The sequence below is a fragment of the Streptomyces angustmyceticus genome (assembly GCF_040701845.1).
Lineage (GTDB): Bacteria > Actinomycetota > Actinomycetes > Streptomycetales > Streptomycetaceae > Streptomyces > Streptomyces angustmyceticus_A.
The window spans coordinates 101234-116789 of sequence record NZ_JBFBHQ010000021.1 but is presented as its reverse complement, the minus strand read 5'-3'; the positions used below and the strand labels follow the sequence as shown (position 1 = coordinate 116789).

Annotated in this window: 14 protein-coding genes and 1 tRNA gene; 11 read left to right on the top strand and 4 right to left on the bottom strand. The window is 70.8% G+C overall.

Annotated elements, in window-relative coordinates; genetic code table 11:
- Positions 1–271 precede the first annotated feature (271 nt).
- Complete coding sequence (locus tag AB0411_RS29690; protein ID WP_366420358.1) at positions 272–1765, bottom strand: sensor histidine kinase; 1494 nt, start codon at positions 1763–1765, stop codon at positions 272–274.
- A 156-nt stretch (positions 1766–1921) separates the two neighbouring features.
- Between AB0411_RS29690 and AB0411_RS29685 the strand changes: the two genes are divergently transcribed.
- The 7 genes from AB0411_RS29685 (at position 1922) to AB0411_RS29655 (ending at position 7648) form a co-directional block, all read left to right on the top strand.
- Positions 1922–2776, top strand: coding sequence for a hypothetical protein (locus AB0411_RS29685; RefSeq protein ID WP_366420357.1), 855 nt, complete (start codon positions 1922–1924; stop codon positions 2774–2776).
- Between the two features lie 27 nt (positions 2777–2803).
- A tRNA-Gln gene (locus AB0411_RS29680) sits at positions 2804–2874 on the top strand.
- Between the two features lie 133 nt (positions 2875–3007).
- Positions 3008–4465 carry a bifunctional UDP-N-acetylglucosamine diphosphorylase/glucosamine-1-phosphate N-acetyltransferase GlmU gene (glmU, locus tag AB0411_RS29675; protein WP_366420356.1) on the top strand — a complete coding sequence of 486 codons (1458 nt, stop codon included), beginning with the start codon at positions 3008–3010 and terminating at the stop codon, positions 4463–4465.
- A gap of 72 nt (positions 4466–4537) precedes the next feature.
- Positions 4538–5512, top strand: a complete 975-nt coding sequence (locus tag AB0411_RS29670) for a ribose-phosphate diphosphokinase (RefSeq protein ID WP_069567314.1) — start codon at positions 4538–4540, stop codon at positions 5510–5512.
- 206 nt (positions 5513–5718) lie between these two features.
- Complete coding sequence (locus AB0411_RS29665) at positions 5719–6312, top strand: 50S ribosomal protein L25/general stress protein Ctc (RefSeq protein ID WP_366420355.1); 594 nt, start codon at positions 5719–5721, stop codon at positions 6310–6312.
- A 144-nt stretch (positions 6313–6456) separates the two neighbouring features.
- Positions 6457–7044, top strand: a complete 588-nt coding sequence (gene pth, locus AB0411_RS29660) for an aminoacyl-tRNA hydrolase (RefSeq protein ID WP_366420354.1) — start codon at positions 6457–6459, stop codon at positions 7042–7044.
- A gap of 79 nt (positions 7045–7123) precedes the next feature.
- Positions 7124–7648 carry a hypothetical protein gene (locus AB0411_RS29655; protein ID WP_366420353.1) on the top strand — a complete coding sequence of 175 codons (525 nt, stop codon included), beginning with the start codon at positions 7124–7126 and terminating at the stop codon, positions 7646–7648.
- Between the two features lie 69 nt (positions 7649–7717).
- On the opposite strand, the gene ppc is transcribed toward AB0411_RS29655, so the two are convergent.
- On the bottom strand, positions 7718–10480 hold the full coding sequence (gene ppc, locus AB0411_RS29650; RefSeq protein WP_437043806.1) for a phosphoenolpyruvate carboxylase: 2763 nt from the start codon (positions 10478–10480) through the stop codon (positions 7718–7720).
- Between the two features lie 304 nt (positions 10481–10784).
- On the opposite strand from ppc, the gene AB0411_RS29645 reads away from it, so the two are divergent.
- Together AB0411_RS29645 and AB0411_RS29640 are read left to right on the top strand one after the other, a co-directional pair.
- Positions 10785–11792 (top strand): acyl-CoA desaturase, encoded by a 1008-nt coding sequence (locus AB0411_RS29645; protein ID WP_366420352.1) that lies wholly within the window; start codon positions 10785–10787, stop codon positions 11790–11792.
- A gap of 22 nt (positions 11793–11814) precedes the next feature.
- The gene (locus AB0411_RS29640; RefSeq protein ID WP_366420351.1) at positions 11815–12501 is read left to right on the top strand and encodes a TetR/AcrR family transcriptional regulator; all 687 of its coding nucleotides are present in this window, start codon (positions 11815–11817) and stop codon (positions 12499–12501) included.
- A 76-nt stretch (positions 12502–12577) separates the two neighbouring features.
- Here the strand turns inward: AB0411_RS29640 and AB0411_RS29635 are convergent, their stop codons facing one another.
- Positions 12578–12973, bottom strand: coding sequence for a VOC family protein (locus tag AB0411_RS29635; protein ID WP_366420350.1), 396 nt, complete (start codon positions 12971–12973; stop codon positions 12578–12580).
- Between the two features lie 60 nt (positions 12974–13033).
- Positions 13034–13858, bottom strand: a complete 825-nt coding sequence (locus AB0411_RS29630; protein ID WP_366420349.1) for a trans-aconitate 2-methyltransferase — start codon at positions 13856–13858, stop codon at positions 13034–13036.
- A gap of 165 nt (positions 13859–14023) precedes the next feature.
- On the opposite strand from AB0411_RS29630, the gene AB0411_RS29625 reads away from it, so the two are divergent.
- Both AB0411_RS29625 and AB0411_RS29620 read left to right on the top strand, forming a co-directional pair.
- A complete protein-coding gene (locus AB0411_RS29625; RefSeq protein ID WP_086717196.1) occupies positions 14024–14521 on the top strand; it encodes a MarR family winged helix-turn-helix transcriptional regulator in 498 nt (165 codons plus the stop codon).
- Between the two features lie 191 nt (positions 14522–14712).
- Positions 14713–15507, top strand: a complete 795-nt coding sequence (locus AB0411_RS29620) for an SDR family NAD(P)-dependent oxidoreductase (protein WP_366420348.1) — start codon at positions 14713–14715, stop codon at positions 15505–15507.
- The last annotated feature ends 49 nt before the right edge of the window (positions 15508–15556 follow it).

Below are 15556 nucleotides of genomic sequence, written 5' to 3'. Positions count from 1 at the left end.
CCCACCACCCCCGCCCGGTAGGGCGACCCCCGCCTTTTTGGGGTGTGGTTTCACAAAAGCCAGTAGCCGGGCCCGCACCATGGTGCGGGCCCGGCTACTGCTTTTTTGTTTTCTCCTGCTCCCCTCCGGCCCCGAACCCGCCACCCCCACCGAGCAGGGCCCCACCCCACACAACCCACCCCGCTCCCGCCGAAGGCGGGCACCCACCCCGCCAAACGCGGGCACCCCTCCCGCCGGCAGCAGGACCACTTCCCGCCGGTGGGGCAAACCCTCAACCGATGACCGGCCTTGCGGCCGGGAGCACCGCGGAGACCCGGAACCCCCCCGCCTCCGTCGGCCCCGAGACGAAGACGCCGCCGAGCGCCGTCACCCGCTCCCGCATCCCCACCAGGCCATTGCCACCGCTCGGCAGCCCCGCGTCGGCCGCGCCACCCTCGGAGGGCCCGTTCTCGACCTGGACGGCCAGCTCACCGTCCCGGTGCGCCAGCCGCACCCGCGCCCGCGCACCCGGCGCATGCTTGTGCACATTCGTGAGCGCTTCCTGCACCACGCGGTACACGGTCCGCTCCACCCGCGCCGCGTACCGGCGCCCGGAAGCCGACTCCTCCCCGGCGGCCCCGTCCACCATCAGCTCGACCACCATCCCGGCCGCCCGGGACTGGCCCACCAGATCCGCCAGCTCCGTCAGAGACGGCCCCTCGGCGTCCGCTTCTCCCGCCCCGGGCACCGACGACGCCCCGGAACCGAAATCGGAACTGGAAGCGGAACTGGAGACGACCCCGGAGCCACCGGCCGACGCCGCCACCCCGCTCGCGGACGGCTCCGACGCCCGCGCCTGCACCGTCGCCTTCGCCCCCGCCTGCGACGCCACCGCCGCCAGCCGCTCCGGCGCACCGGACGCCGAGGCGCCGCGCCCCGCCGCCCCCTCGGCCGTGCGCAGCACGCCCAGCATCTCCCGCAGCTCCGTCAGCGCCTGGCGCCCCATGTCGCCGACCAGACCCGCGTTCTTCGACGCCTTCTCCGGGTCCTTCAACGCCACCGCCTGGAGCGCGGCCGCATGCACCACCATCAGACTCACCCGGTGCGCGACCACATCGTGCATCTCCCGCGCGATCCGGGTCCGCTCCTCGTTGCGCGCCCACTCGGCCCGCTCCTCGGCCCGGTCCGCGAGCAGCGACAGCTCACGCTCCAGACCGTCCGCCCGCTCCCGCAAGCTCTCCACGAGCCGCCGCCGGGCCGCGATGTACAGCCCCCACAACACCGGGGGCGCCGTCAGCACCAGCCCCACGGCCAGCGCCATCAGCGGCACGAACCACATCGGCGGATGGAAGTCCTGCTGCGACGCCACGTCCTCGCGCAGGCTGAGGAAGGTCGTCACCAGCGTCCCCGTGACGGTCATGCCCGCCAGCAGGGCCGTGATCCGGCGCGGCACATCCGACGCGGCCAGCGTGTACAGACCCACCACGCTCAGCAGCCCGCCCATCTCCGCGGGCATCACCGCGATCGAGACCAGCACCACCACCACGGGCCAGCGCCGGCGCACCAGCAGCACCGGCCCCGCCAGCAGGCCGAGCAGCATCCCCAGCAGCTCGGGCACCTGTGCCTCGTGCGCGAAACTCACGCCCTCCACGACACATTCCACTGCGGAAGCGGCCGCCAGAAACACATCCAGCACGGCGCTCCGCCGCCGGGCCCACCACCACGGCCCGTCACTCACCGGCGCACCCCGCGCGCCCACACCTTCACTTGCCCCCGTCGCGGTCATACCGCCCAGCCTACGGGCGCCCGCCCCCGATTCCCCGCCCCCTATCGCGTCATAGACCAGGCCCATTACCAGCACTTACCTGGGGTTATCCCTCGAACTGTTGAATCGCCCACATTTTCGACACTTCCCCGCGCCTTCACCAGGCAACCTGTCCCCATGCCGCACACCCGTCGGGACCACCCCGACTACGAGGCGTTACGCCCCCAGGCCGTCGCCCTGCGCCGCGCCGGCCTCAGCCGCCGCCAGATCCGCGACCGCCTCCACGTCCACAACAACGACATCCTCAACCGCCTCCTCGACGGCGTCCCCTCCCCCGACTGGACCCGCCGCCCGAACGCCAAGGACGACCTGCGCGACCGCGCCCGCGAACTACGGAAGCAGGGCCGGACCTACGACGAGATCCAGGTCGAACTGGGCTGCTCGAAGAGCTCGGTCTCCCTGTGGGTCCGGGACCTGCCGAAGCCGCCGCCGCGCACCCCGGAAGAGGCCTCGGCCATCGCCCGCCGCGGCTGGGCGGCGACACTCGAGCGGCGCGAGGAGGAACGGCAGCGGACCAAGGCAGACGCCAAGCGGGAAATCGGCGCACTCTCGGACCGCGAACTCTTCATCGCCGGCGTAGCCCTCTACTGGGCGGAAGGCACGAAGGACAAGCCGTACACCAGACGGGAGAGCGTCACCTTCGTCAACAGCGACCCGAGCGTGATCCGTCTGTATCTGGCCTGGCTGAACCTGCTCGGCGTGGAACCGGAGCGAGTCGGCTACCGCGTGATGATCCACGGCACAGCCGACGTGGCAGGCGCCGAGCGCTACTGGGCCGATCTCGTCGGAGTCGACGTGACCGCGCTGCAGAAGACCACCCTCAAAAGGCACAACCCCAAGACCGTCCGCAAGAACGTCGGGGACGCCTATCACGGCTGCCTGGTGATCCGCGTCCTGCAAAGCGCCGACCTATACCGTCGCATTGAAGGCTGGTGGTACGGCATAGTGTGGGGTGCCGAGCGGTCGACGTAGCAAAATGCCGACCGCTTGACAATACCCTCCCCCATGGTGTAAGGGCAGCACAACGTCTTTTGGTGTCGTCGGTCGAGGTTCGAATCCTCGTGGGGGAGCAACGGCTACGAGCAAGCAAATTTCGGGTCCTGACCACCAAGTCGGGACCCGCCCGCGTTTCGGCTGCTATACGCACCGGTATCCTTCGGATGACCACCACCCGAAGTAGCCAAGAAGCCGAAGGGCATCCCCGTGAGCGCCAACCGCCCGGCAGCCGTCGTCGTTCTCGCAGCGGGTGAGGGCACCCGCATGAAGTCGGCGACCCCAAAGGTCCTGCACGCCCTCTGCGGCCGCTCTCTCGTCGGCCATGTCGTCGCCGCGTCCCGAGAGCTGGATCCCGAGCATCTCGTCGTGGTCGTCGGCCATGCCCGCGAGCAGGTGCAGGCGCACCTCTCCGAGGTCGATCCCGCCGCGCGCACCGCGGTGCAGCACGAGCAGAAGGGCACCGGCCACGCGGTCCGTACCGCGCTGGAGGAGCTGAGCAACAGCGGTGTCGCCCTCGACGGCACCGTCATCGTCGTCTGCGGGGACACCCCGCTGCTGACCGGCGAGACGCTGGGGCTGCTCAGCCAGACGCATGCGTCCGACGGCAACGCCGTGACCGTGCTGTCCGCCGAGGTCCCGGACTCCACCGGCTACGGGCGCATCGTGCGCGAGGCGGGCACCGGCGCGGTGACCGCGATCGTGGAGCACAAGGACGCCACGGCGGGGCAGCGGGCGATCCGGGAGATCAACTCGGGGGTCTTCGCCTTCGACGCGCAGCTCCTGGTGGATGCTCTCGGCAAGGTGCGGACGGACAACAGCCAGGGTGAGGAGTACCTCACCGATGTGCTGGGGATCGTGCGGGAGGCCGGGCACCGGGTCGGTGCGGCGGTGGCCGCGGATCACCGGGAGATCCTGGGGATCAACAACCGGGTGCAGCTGGCGCAGGCGCGCCGGCTGCTGAACGACCGGCTGCTGGAGCAGGCGATGCTGGCCGGTGTGACGGTGGTGGATCCTGCGTCGACGTGGGTGGATGTGTCGGTGACGTTCGAGCCGGATGCGACGGTGCACCCGGGTACGCAGCTGCTGGGTGCCACGCATCTCGCCACCGGTGCCGAGGTCGGCCCGCATTCGCGGCTGACGGATACGTCGGTGGGCGCGGGCGCGGTGGCGTCGTTCACGGTCGCGGAGGGTGCGCGTATCGGTGCGGGCGCGAGCGTCGGCCCCTATGCGTATCTGCGGCCGGGTACGGATCTTGGCCCGAAGTCGAAGGTCGGCACGTATGTGGAGATGAAGAACGCCTCGATCGGCGAGGGCACGAAGGTGCCGCATCTTTCGTATGTGGGGGATGCCACGATCGGTGAGTTCACCAATATCGGTGCGGCGAGTGTTTTTGTGAACTACGACGGTGAGGCGAAGCACCACACGACCGTCGGGTCGCATTGCAAGACGGGGGCGGACAACATGCTTGTGGCTCCGGTCACGGTCGGGGACGGCGCTTATACGGCGGCGGGCTCGGTCATCACCAAGGATGTGCCCCCGGGTTCGCTGGCGGTCGCGCGTGGCCAGCAGCGGAATATCGAGGGTTGGGTCGCGCGCAAGCGGCCCGGAAGCGCCGCCGCGCAGGCGGCTTCGGCTGCTCGCCAGGATTCCGAGGGCGAGCGGTGACCGTGCAAGGGGTGCGCCGTGCGGGGCGTACCGTGATGAGCGCACGCAAACTGTGATTCGAGGAGATTTGCTGTGACCGGGATCAAGACGACCGGCGAGAAGAAGCTGATGCTCTTCTCCGGCCGCGCCCACCCCGAACTGGCCGAGGAGGTCGCGCATCAGCTGGGTGTGGGCCTGGTCCCGACGAAGGCTTTCGACTTCGCCAACGGTGAGATCTATGTCCGCTATCAGGAGTCGGCGCGTGGCGCGGATTGCTTTTTGATTCAGAGCCACACGGCTCCGATCAATAAGTGGATCATGGAACAGCTGATCATGATCGATGCGCTGAAGCGGGCTTCGGCGCGGAGCATCACGGTCGTCGTGCCGTTCTACGGTTATGCGCGGCAGGACAAGAAGCACCGTGGCCGTGAGCCGATTTCGGCGCGGCTGATCGCGGATTTGATGAAGACCGCGGGTGCGGACCGTGTGGTGACCGTGGATCTGCACACGGATCAGATCATGGGCTTCTTCGACGGCCCGGTGGATCATCTTTTCGCGCTGCCGGTCCTTGCGGACTACGTGGGTGCGAAGGTGGACCGCGACAAGCTGACGGTGGTGTCTCCGGACGCCGGCCGGGTGCGGGTCGCGGACCGTTGGTGCGACCGTCTGGGTGCGCCGCTGGCGATCGTCCACAAGCGGCGTGACAAGGACGTGGCGAACCAGGTCACGGTGCACGAGGTCGTCGGTGACGTGAAGGACCGGGTGTGTGTCCTGGTCGACGACATGATCGACACCGGTGGCACGATCTGTGCGGCGGCGGACGCGCTGTTCGCGAACGGTGCCTCGGATGTGATCGTGACGGCGACGCACGGTGTGCTGTCGGGTCCGGCGGCGGACCGGCTGAAGAATTCGAAGGTGAGCGAGTTCGTGTTCACGAATACGCTGCCGACGCCTTCGGAGCTGGAACTGGACAAGATCACGGTGCTGTCGATGGCGCCGACGATCGCCCGCGCGATCCGCGAGGTGTTCGAGGACGGCTCGGTGACGAGCCTCTTCGAGGAGCAGTGAGCGCAGGCTCCGGGCCGCCTTGCGGGGCGGCCCGGGGCTGATCGACTTTGGGGCGGCCTGCCGGCCGGGTAGACTCATGGGGTTGCTCGGCGAGGGAGGCCGCCCTTTTGTGGTGGCTGTCCGTTATCGACGCGCTCTTCGTAGCAGGTCTGTCGTGGGCCGGGTGACGCCCACCGGATGTTTTCTGAGTTACGAGGAGTGCAGTTATGGCTGAGGTCAAGCTCACCGCCCAGGTCCGTACCGACTTCGGTAAGGGTGCCGCCCGTCGTGCGCGCCGCGCCGACCTGGTTCCGGCTGTCATCTACGGTCACGGCGCGGAGCCGCAGCACGTGGCGATCCACAACCACGCGCTGATGATGGCGCTGAAGACGCCGAACGCCCTGATCCGTCTGGACTTCGACGGCAAGAGCGAGCTGGTCATCCCCAAGGCCGTGCAGCGTGAGGCGATCCGCCAGTTCCTGGTGCACGTGGACTTCCTGGCCGTGAAGAAGGGCGAGAAGGTCTCCGTCGAGGTTCCGATCCACGTCGAGGGCGACCTGGCGCCGGGCCAGCACGTCCTGGAGCACGTGCTGAACGCGCTGCCGATCGAGGCCGAGGCCACCCACATTCCGGAGTCCGTCACGGTGTCCGTCGAGGGCCTGGAGGCGGGCGCTTCGGTGCTGGCCAAGGACATTGCCCTGCCGTCGGGTTCGGCGCTGTCCGTCGAGGACGACGCGGTCGTGCTGCAGGTCGTCGCGGCGCAGGCCGAGGCTCCGGCCGAGGAGGCCGCCGAGGGTGAGGGCGAAGGCGCCGAGGCCTGAGTCGTTTTTCGCTGAGGGTCTTTCTCGGCGAGTGGTCCAGCCGCTGCCGCGCGCCTTGGGGCGCGGGGTGGCGGTTGGCCTGTTTCATGGGCAGTTGAGGTCGGGGCCGGTGCGGGGTTGCCGGCGGATGTGGGAGTGGCTGAGATGGCGGACGCTGATCCGTGGCTGGTGGTGGGGCTGGGTAATCCGGGCCCGGAGTACGCGCGTAATCGCCACAATGTGGGATTCATGGTGGCGGATTTGCTGGCGGAGCGGATGGGGGGCCGTTTCAAGGCGCACAAGGCGCGGGCGCAGGTGGTGGAGGGGCGTTGTGGCGCGCCGGGTCCGTCGAGTCGTCGTGTCGTGGTGGCGAAGCCGTTGTCCTTCATGAATCTGTCGGGCGGGCCGACGACGGCGTTGCGGGATTTCTACAAGGTGCCGGTCGGCAACATCATTGCGATTCATGATGAGTTGGATATCGATTACGGTGCGTTGCGGCTGAAGCTGGGGGGCGGCGACAACGGCCACAACGGTCTGAAGTCGATCACGAAGTCGCTGGGTGCGGAGTATCACCGGGTGCGGTTCGGGATCGGGCGTCCGCCGGGTCGTATGCAGGTGGCGGATTTCGTGCTGAAGGATTTCTCGTCGGCGGAGCGGCGCGAGCTGGATTATTTCGTGGACCGTGCGGCGGATGCGGTGGAGACGCTCATCGTGGACGGTTTGGAACGGGCGCAGAGCACGTACAACACCTGAATGGGACAGCGGGGGTCAGGCTCTGACGAACCGTGGTCCGAGGTTGACCGGGTGCGGGTTATGGCCAAGGATCGCCGCCATGCCCAGAAGCAGTACGCGCACCAGTCCGGTCAGACGCAGCCGTACCCGGCGGGTCGGTGAGAGTGCCTATGGGGCGCTTTTGCTCGCCCGGACCGGGGTGATGGGTCTGCTGGCGTTGCTGCTGCTGGTGGCGGGGGTGTGGACGTCGTGGCACACGGCGCAGTACGCGATGCTCGTCAAGGCGCGGGAGCGCGGGACGATGACGGTGTCGGCGTGTGAGGACGAGCGGTGCACCGGTGCGTACGTGCCGACGGGGGGCGACGGCCGGCCGCGGTCGAAGGTGACGATCGCGCAGGCGGCGGCGCCGGACGAGGGCGAGCGGGTCGAGGTGACGGTCGAGCCGGGGACGGCGCATGCGGTGCGGACCGGGCCGGCGGGGATCCTGCATGCGTGGGTGCCGTTCGCGGGGTCGTTGCTGCTGGCGGCGCTGGTGGTGGCCGGGGGGATGCGGCTGCGGCGTACGGCGTGGGTGATGGGGTTGTTGGGGGCGGTGTTGCTGGGCGCGGCGTTCGCCGCGCTGTAGGCGGTACGACGGCGGCCCGCCCTCCCGGTGGAGAGGGCGGGCCGCCGTCGTCTGTCCGGCCGGCTTGCGTCAGCCGGTGTTGCGCAGGCCGGCGGCGACACCGTTGACGGTGAGCAGCAGGGCCCGGGCGAGGACCGGGTCCGCCTCCTCGCCGCGCTCGGCGGCGCCGCGCTGGCGGTCCAGCAGCGAGACCTGGAGGTAGGAGATCGGGTCGAGGTAGGCGTCGCGGATGTGGAAGGTCTGCCGCAGGACGGGGTTGGAGTCGAGGAGTTCCTTCTCCCCGGTGACGCGGAGGACCTCGGCGACGGTGAGTTCGTGCTCGGCCCTGATGACGTCGAAGACGTGCTTGAGCTCGTCGGGCACGAGGGTGTCGACGTAGTGCTGGGCGATCCGCAGGTCGGTCTTGGCCAGCGTCATGGTGACGTTGGACAGGAAGTTGCGGAAGAAGTGCCAGTGCTCGTGCATCTCGTCGAGGACGCTGTCGAGTCCGGCCTCGCGGGCGGCCTTGAGGCCGGTGCCGACGCCGAACCAGCCGGGGACGATCTGGCGGGACTGGGTCCAGCCGAACACCCACGGGATGGCGCGCAGTCCGTCGAGGCCGGCGCCGGAGTCGGGGCGGCGCGAGGGGCGCGAGCCGAGGTGGAGCTCGGCGAGCTGGTCGACGGGCGTGGAGGCGAAGAAGTACGCGGGCAGGTCGGGGTCCTCGACCAGACGCCGGTAGGAGCCGTGGGCCGCCTCGGAGACGGTTTCCATGGCGGCGTCCCAGCGGGCGAGGGCCTCGTCGGACTGCCGGGGCTCGGTGTGCAGGGCGGAGGCCTGGAGGGTGGCGGCGACCGTCAGTTCCAGGTTCTCCCGCGCCAGCGAGGGCACCAGGTACTTGTCGGAGATGACCTCGCCCTGTTCGGTGACCTTGATCTCGCCTTCGAGGGTGCCGTAGGGCTGGGCGAGGATCGCGTCGTGGGAGGGGCCGCCGCCGCGGCCGACGGTGCCGCCGCGGCCGTGGAAGAGGCGCAGGCGGACGCCGTGCCGGTGGGCGACGTCGCGCAGCAGGCGCTGGGCGCGGTGGATCTCCCACTGGGAGGTGGTGATGCCGCCGAACTTGGAGGAGTCGGAGTAGCCGAGCATGACCTCCTGGACGTCGCCGCGCAGGGCGACCAGGCGCCGGTAGGAGGGGTCGGCGAGCATCTCGTCGAGCAGCTGGTCGGCGATCTTGAGCTCGTCGGTGGTCTCCAGCAGCGGCACGATGCCGATCTTGGCCCAGCCGGCGTGCAGGTCGATCAGGCCGGCCTCGCGGGCGAGGACGGCGGCCGCGAAGACGTCGTCGGAGCCGGCGCACATGGAGATGATGTAGGACTCGACGACCTCGGGGCCGAAGGTCTTCTTGGCCTTGCCGATGGTGCGGAAGACGCCGAGGGTCTTGGCGCCGGCCTCGTCGAGCGGGGCCGGGGTGGGGGCCAGCGGGCGGCGGGAGCGCAGTTCCTTGGCGAGGAGCTTGCGGCGGTAGTCGCGCGGCATGTCCACGTAGCGCCAAGATTCCTCGCCGAGGCGGTCGAAGAGCTGGCCGAGGGCGTGGTGGTGGGCGTCGGCGTGCTCGCGGACGTCCATGGTGGCGAGCTGCAGGCCGAAGGCGGCGATGGTGCGCAGGGTGCGCTCCAGGCGGCCGTCGGCGACGAGGCCGCCGCGGTGTGCGCGCAGCGAGGTCTGGATGAGGGCCAGGTCGTCGAGGAGCTCGGTGGTGCCGAGGTAGTCGCGGCCGGGGACGTGGGGGGTGTCGCCGGCGAGGCGTTCGCGGGTGTTGACGAGCTTCTGGCGGATGCAGGTCGCCTTGAGGCGGTAGGGCTCCTCGCTGTTCAGCCGCTTGTAGCGGGGGCTGATCTCGGGGAGGAGGTCGAGGTCGTGCTGGAGGGAGGCCAGCAGTTCGTCGGTGGCGCCGCAGTTGCGGATGGAGTTGGACAGCGCGCCGCGCAGCTCGTCGACGTGCTCCAGGGCGTCGGTGATGCCGTGCTCGTGCTGGAGGAGCAGGACGTCCCAGGTGACCTGGGGGGTGACGTTGGGATTGCCGTCGCGGTCGCCGCCGATCCAGGTGCCGAAGGTGAGCGGGCGGGTGCCGGCGGGCAGCTCGGTGCCGGCCCGCTCCAGCTCGGCGGCGAGGTCCTCCAGGACGTCGCCGACGGCGCCGCGGCCCAGCTCGTCGAGGTAGTAGATGGCGTTGCGGGCCTCGTCGGTGGGCTCCGGGCGGGCGACGCGCAGCTCGTCGGTCTGCCAGATGAGGTCGATGTTCTCGGCCAGGCGGAGGTCGGCGCGGCGGCGCTCGGCATCCGGGCTGTCCAGCAGCTCGGCGACCTTGCGGAGCTTGGTGAGGACGGAGCGGCGGGCGGCCTCGGTGGGGTGCGCGGTGAAGACGGGGCGCACGCCGAGGTTGCGGGCGGTCTCCCGCAGGTGCTCGGGGTCGGCGTCCTTGAGCATGTCGGCGGTGCGGGCGAGGATGCCGCCCTCGGCGGCGCGCTTGGCGCCCAGCTCGCGGCCGCGGTGGACCTGCTCGGTGACGTTGGCGAGGTGGAAGTACGTGGAGAAGGCGCGCACCAGCTTGGCGGCGGTGGCCAGGTCGGTGTCGCCCAGGAGCCGGGCCGCGGCCTCGCCGTCGGAGCGCGTCAGGGCGCGGACGCGCTCTACGAGGTCGAGGAGCTCGGGGCCTTCCTGGCGGACGAGGGTCTCGCCGAGGAGGTCGCCGAGGCGGCGGATGTCGGCGCGCAGGGCGATGTTGTCGCTCGGGCCGGGATCGAGGCTCTCGATGGACGCGGTCTCGGCCGGAGTGTGGTCGGCACTGCTCACAGGTGCGGCTCCTTGCAGCAATCAGGGGCGTCGTACCGCGGCTCGTGGGAGGGGGGCCGGCGGCGACGGGTTGGGCAGGTCTGATGCGGGCGGGTTGCGGACCGCGCTGTCCGACGTCCCCAGGATAGGTCTGCCCAGCGTCAGCAGATCACACCGTCCGCTGGGTGGGCATCTGCGTCGCAGGGGGTGGTTGTGGCGCCTGTCACGGCCTTGCCCGTGGCGGCGGCACTGCCATACTTACGAGACCGTAGGTTACGGTTCCGTAGCCGTAGCCGTGCCCCCGAGCCCCCCGACGAGGGACACCATGACCGCTGGTCCTGAAGCCGTAGAAGATCCCCCGATTCCTGCCGATTCATCCGTCGGTCCGGCCGCCTCGGCGTCGTCCGCGACGCTGGGCGGCGAGCAGCGCAGGTCGCTGGAGCAGATCACGCTGCTGCTGTTCATCACCGTCCCGTTCGTGGCGCTGGTCGCCGCGGTCCCGCTGGCCTGGGGCTGGGGGGTGAGCTGGCTGGACCTGGGGCTGATGGCGGCGATGTACTACATCGGCTGCCACGGCATCACGATCGGCTTCCACCGCTACTTCACGCACGGTTCGTTCAAGGCGAAACGGCCGCTGCGGATCGCGCTCGCGATCATGGGGTCGCTGGCCGTCGAGGGTCCGCTGGTGCGCTGGGTCGCTGATCACCGCAAGCACCACAAGTTCTCCGACGCCGAGGGCGACCCGCATTCGCCGTGGCGCTTCGGCGAGACGGTGCCGGCCCTGATGAAGGGCCTGTGGTGGGCGCACATCGGCTGGATGTTCGACGAGGAGCAGACGCCGCAGCAGAAGTACGCACCGGACCTGGTCAGGGACGGGGCGATCCGTGCGATCTCCCGCCAGTTCGTCCTGTGGACGGCGGTGTCGCTGCTGATCCCGCCGCTGGTCGGCGGCCTGGTGACCTGGTCCTGGCAGGGCGCGCTGACCGCCTTCTTCTGGGGTTCCCTGGTCCGCGTCGCGCTGCTGCACCACGTCACGTGGTCGATCAACTCGATCTGCCACGCGGTCGGCAAGCGCCCCTTCAAGTCCCGCGACCGCTCCGGCAACGTGTGGTGGCTGGCCGTCCTGTCCTGCGGCGAGTCCTGGCACAACCTGCACCATGCGGACCCCACCTGTGCCCGGCACGGCGTGCTGAAGGGGCAGCTGGACTCCAGCGCCCGGTTGATCCGCTGGTTCGAGAAGGCGGGCTGGGCGTACGACGTCCGGTGGCCGGACGCGTCCCGTATCGAGGCCCGACGCGCGGAGCCGGCCGCCGGGGGTACCTCCCGGCGGTAGGCGGGGAAGGCATCATTGACGGGTGGCGATCGACAGCAGCAGCGCGAGCAACAGCAAGGGCAAGCCCTCCCCGGCCGCGGGCACCCGGCGGGCCCGCCGGGTCCGGATGACCGGCGCGGAGCGACGGGAGCAGCTGCTGGACATCGGTCGCACGCTCTTCGCCGAGCGGGGTTACGAGGGCACCTCGGTGGAGGAGATCGCGGCGAAGGCCGGGGTGTCCAAGCCGGTGGTCTACGAGCACTTCGGCGGCAAGGAAGGCCTGTACGCGGTCGTCGTGGACCGCGAGATGCGGCAGTTGCTGGACATGGTGACCGGCGCACTGACCGCCGGCCACCCCCGGGAACTCCTCGAACAGGCCGCCTTCGCGCTCCTCGACTACATCGAGACCTTCACGGACGGCTTCCGCATCCTGGTCCGTGACTCCCCCGTGGCCCAGTCCACGGGCTCCTTCGCCTCCCTCATCAGCGATATCGCCACCCAGGTCGAGGACATCCTCGGCCTGGAGTTCAAGGCCCGCGGCTTCGACCCGAAACTGGCCCCGCTCTACGCCCAGGCCCTGGTCGGCATGGTCGCCCTGACCGGCCAGTGGTGGGTGGACACCCGCAAGCCGAAGAAGGCCGAGGTCGCGGCCCACCTGGTCAACCTCGCCTGGCACGGCCTGGGCAACCTGGAGGCGAAGCCGCGGCTGATAGGGCACCGGAAGAACTGAGGGGCGGGCGGCCCCGCCCGCGGGTGACGGCGGCAGCGCCCGGCGCGCTTCCCCGGCAGCGCGTCCCCGGCCGCACCTATGTCCCGGCCTGCCCCGCCTGCTCTCCCGCCGCCTCCACCGCCTCCACGAATTCCAGCCGGTTGCCCACCGGGTCGGTGGAGTAGAAGCGCCGGTGGCCCGGTAGGCGGTGGTCCCAGGTGACGGGGGCGTGGGCGGTGGTCAGGCGGGTGGCGAAGGTGTCGAGGTCGTGGACGCGGAGGCCGGGGTGGGCCTTGCGGGCGGGGTGGAAGCCGGGGTCGATGCCCAGGTGGAGCCGGGCCGTGCCGGCCTCGAACCAGCATCCGCCGCGGGCCGCGAGCGCCGGGGGCTTCGGGATTTCCGTCATGCCGAGGACGTCCGCGTAGTAGGCGCGCAGGGCGTCCTCGGTACCGGGGGGTGCGGCGAGCTGGATGTGGTCGAGGCCGGTGATCACGGCGTTGTCACCTCGGAGGAGTCGGGCCGGGAAGCGGTGGCGGAGCGGCGGGCAGGGGCGTCAGCCGGCTGCCGGCTTGCGGGCGACGGCGAAGATGCGGCGGAACGGGAAGACCGTGCCGTGCGGGCCGGTGGGGTAGGCCTTGCGCAGCGCGTCGCGGTATTCGGCGAGGAAGGCCTCGCGGGCGGCCGGGTCGTCCTCCAGCGCGGTCAGGACCGGGCGCAGGGCGGTGCCCTTGACCCAGTCGAGGACCGGGTCGTCGCCCTGCAGGAGCTGGACGTAGGTGGTTTCCCACACGTCGGTGACGCAGCCGAGGTCGGCGAGGCGTTCCAGGTATGCGGCAGGTTCGAGGATGTGGACGTAGCGGCGGCCGTGATCGGGGAGCCGTTCGCGCCACTGGGGGGCGTCGCAGAGCTCGCCGAGGAGGGCGTGACTGGGGGAGGTGAAGTTGCCGGGGACCTGGAAGGCGAACGTGCCGCCGGGGGCGAGGGCGTCGATCCAACGGGCGAAGGATTCCGGGTGGTTGGGGACCCATTGCAGCGCGGCGTTGGAGACGATCAGGTCGTAGGTCTCCTCGGGCGCCCAGTCGGCGGCGTCGGCGAGGGCGAAGTCGAGGTGGCCGCCGCCCGGGGTGGGCCCGGCGTGGGCCTCGGCCTCCTTGAGCATCTCGTGGGAGTTGTCGTATCCGGTGATGTGCGCGTCCGGCCAGCGGGCGGCGAGCTCGGCGGTGACGTTTCCGGGACCGCAGCCGAGGTCGCCGATGCGGGCGGAGCGGCCGTGCCGGGGCAGGTCCGGTATCCGGGCGAGGAGGTCGTGGAAGGGGCGGGTACGGTGCCCGGAGTGGCGGAGGTATTGCTGCGGATCCCAGGTTGGTGCGTCATGCATGATCGAAACCCCTTTGCCGATGCAGGGCTGATACAAAGCTGGCACGGTCGGATTCGGGCCGTCTCGGCTGGAAACCGAGCCCCCGCCGACGATGCCCCATAGTCCAGCGAAATATATCTCGACGTCAAGAGACTTCATGTCGACAGACCCTCTACACTGATCGTCATGGAGGACGAGGTCGATCGACTGGTCGCAGCTTGGCGTCGCGAGCGCCCGGACCTCGACGTGGAGCCACTTGAGGTCCTCAGCCGTGTCTCCAGGCTGGCCAGACACCTGGACCGGGCCCGCCGCATCGCCTTTTCCGAGGTGGGCCTGGAGCCCTGGGAATTCGATGTGCTCACCGCGCTGCGGCGTGCCGGGGCGCCGTACCAGCTCTCCCCCGGGGCGCTGCTGACCCAGACACTGGTCACCTCCGGGACGATGACCAACCGCATCGACCGGCTCGCCAAGAAGAACCTGGTGGAGCGCCTGCCCGACCCCAGCGACCGGCGCGGCGTGCTGGTCAGGCTGACGGCCGAGGGCCGCGACAAGGCCGACCGGTCGCTGGCCGGACTGCTGATCCAGGAGCGCGCCATCCTCGCCGAGCTCTCCCGCCAGCAGCGCGGGGAACTGGCCGGGCTGCTGCGGCGGTTGACCGGGCCGTTCGACAACATCCCCGGCTAGGGCCCGCCGCCGGCCCCGTCCGCCCCGGTCGCCGGCCGTCTCCCGCCCGCGGCCGGAAACCGCGGGCCGGGACGCCGCGCACGCCACATCTGACGACGCGTGAGCGGCTCGCGCGCCCCCTGGGACCGCACGCGCCCCTCTCCTCCCCCGCCCCCTTGCCCGCCGCTCGCCCCGTGGGCTTGGATCGCGCCATGAGCCAGCAGCGCGCACCGCACCGGGCGAACGGGCCGTACGGCAAACGGTTCGAGGGCCGTACGGTCCTGGTGACCGGGGCCGCCGGGGGCATCGGGGCGGCCACCGCCGACCGGCTGGCGGCCGAGGGCGCCGGCGTCCTGCTGCTGGACATCGACGACGCGCGCGGCGAACACACCGCGCGGCGGATCCGGGCGGGCGGCGGTCACGCCTCGTACGAGCACTGCGATGTGGCCGTCGAGGACGACTGGCAGCGCGCGGTCGAGGCGGCGCGGCAGCGCTACGGTCCGGTGGACGGGCTGGTCAGCAACGCCTTTCTGCCGTTCGTGGCATCCGCGGGGCACACCCCGCTCGCGGACTGGGAGCGGCAGCTCGCGGTCAACCTCACCGGCTCGTTCCTCGGTGTGCGCGCCGCCCTGGACGATCTGCGGGCGCGCCACGGCACGGTGGTGCTGACCTCGTCGGTGCATGCGCTGATCGGGCTGCCGGGGCGCCCCGCGTACGCCGCCGCCAAGGCCGGGCTGACCGGGCTGGGGCGCCAACTGGCGGTCGAGTACGGGCCGCAGGTGCGGGTCAACAGCGTGCTGCCGGGGCCCGTGCTGACGGCGGCCTGGGACGGCATCGGCGAGGAGGAACGGCGGGCCAGCGCCGCAGAGACAGCGGCGCGGCGGCTGGGGCGGCCGGAGGAGGTCGCCGCCGCCATCGCCTTCCTGCTCTCCCCCGAGGCGTCCTTCGTCACGGGCGCGAGCCTCGTCGTCGACGGGGGCTGGAGCGTGTACAAGAACTCCTCGTGAGCCGGTCCTGCTGACGGCGGGGCGAGGCGCCCCGCCCGGGCTTCGATCC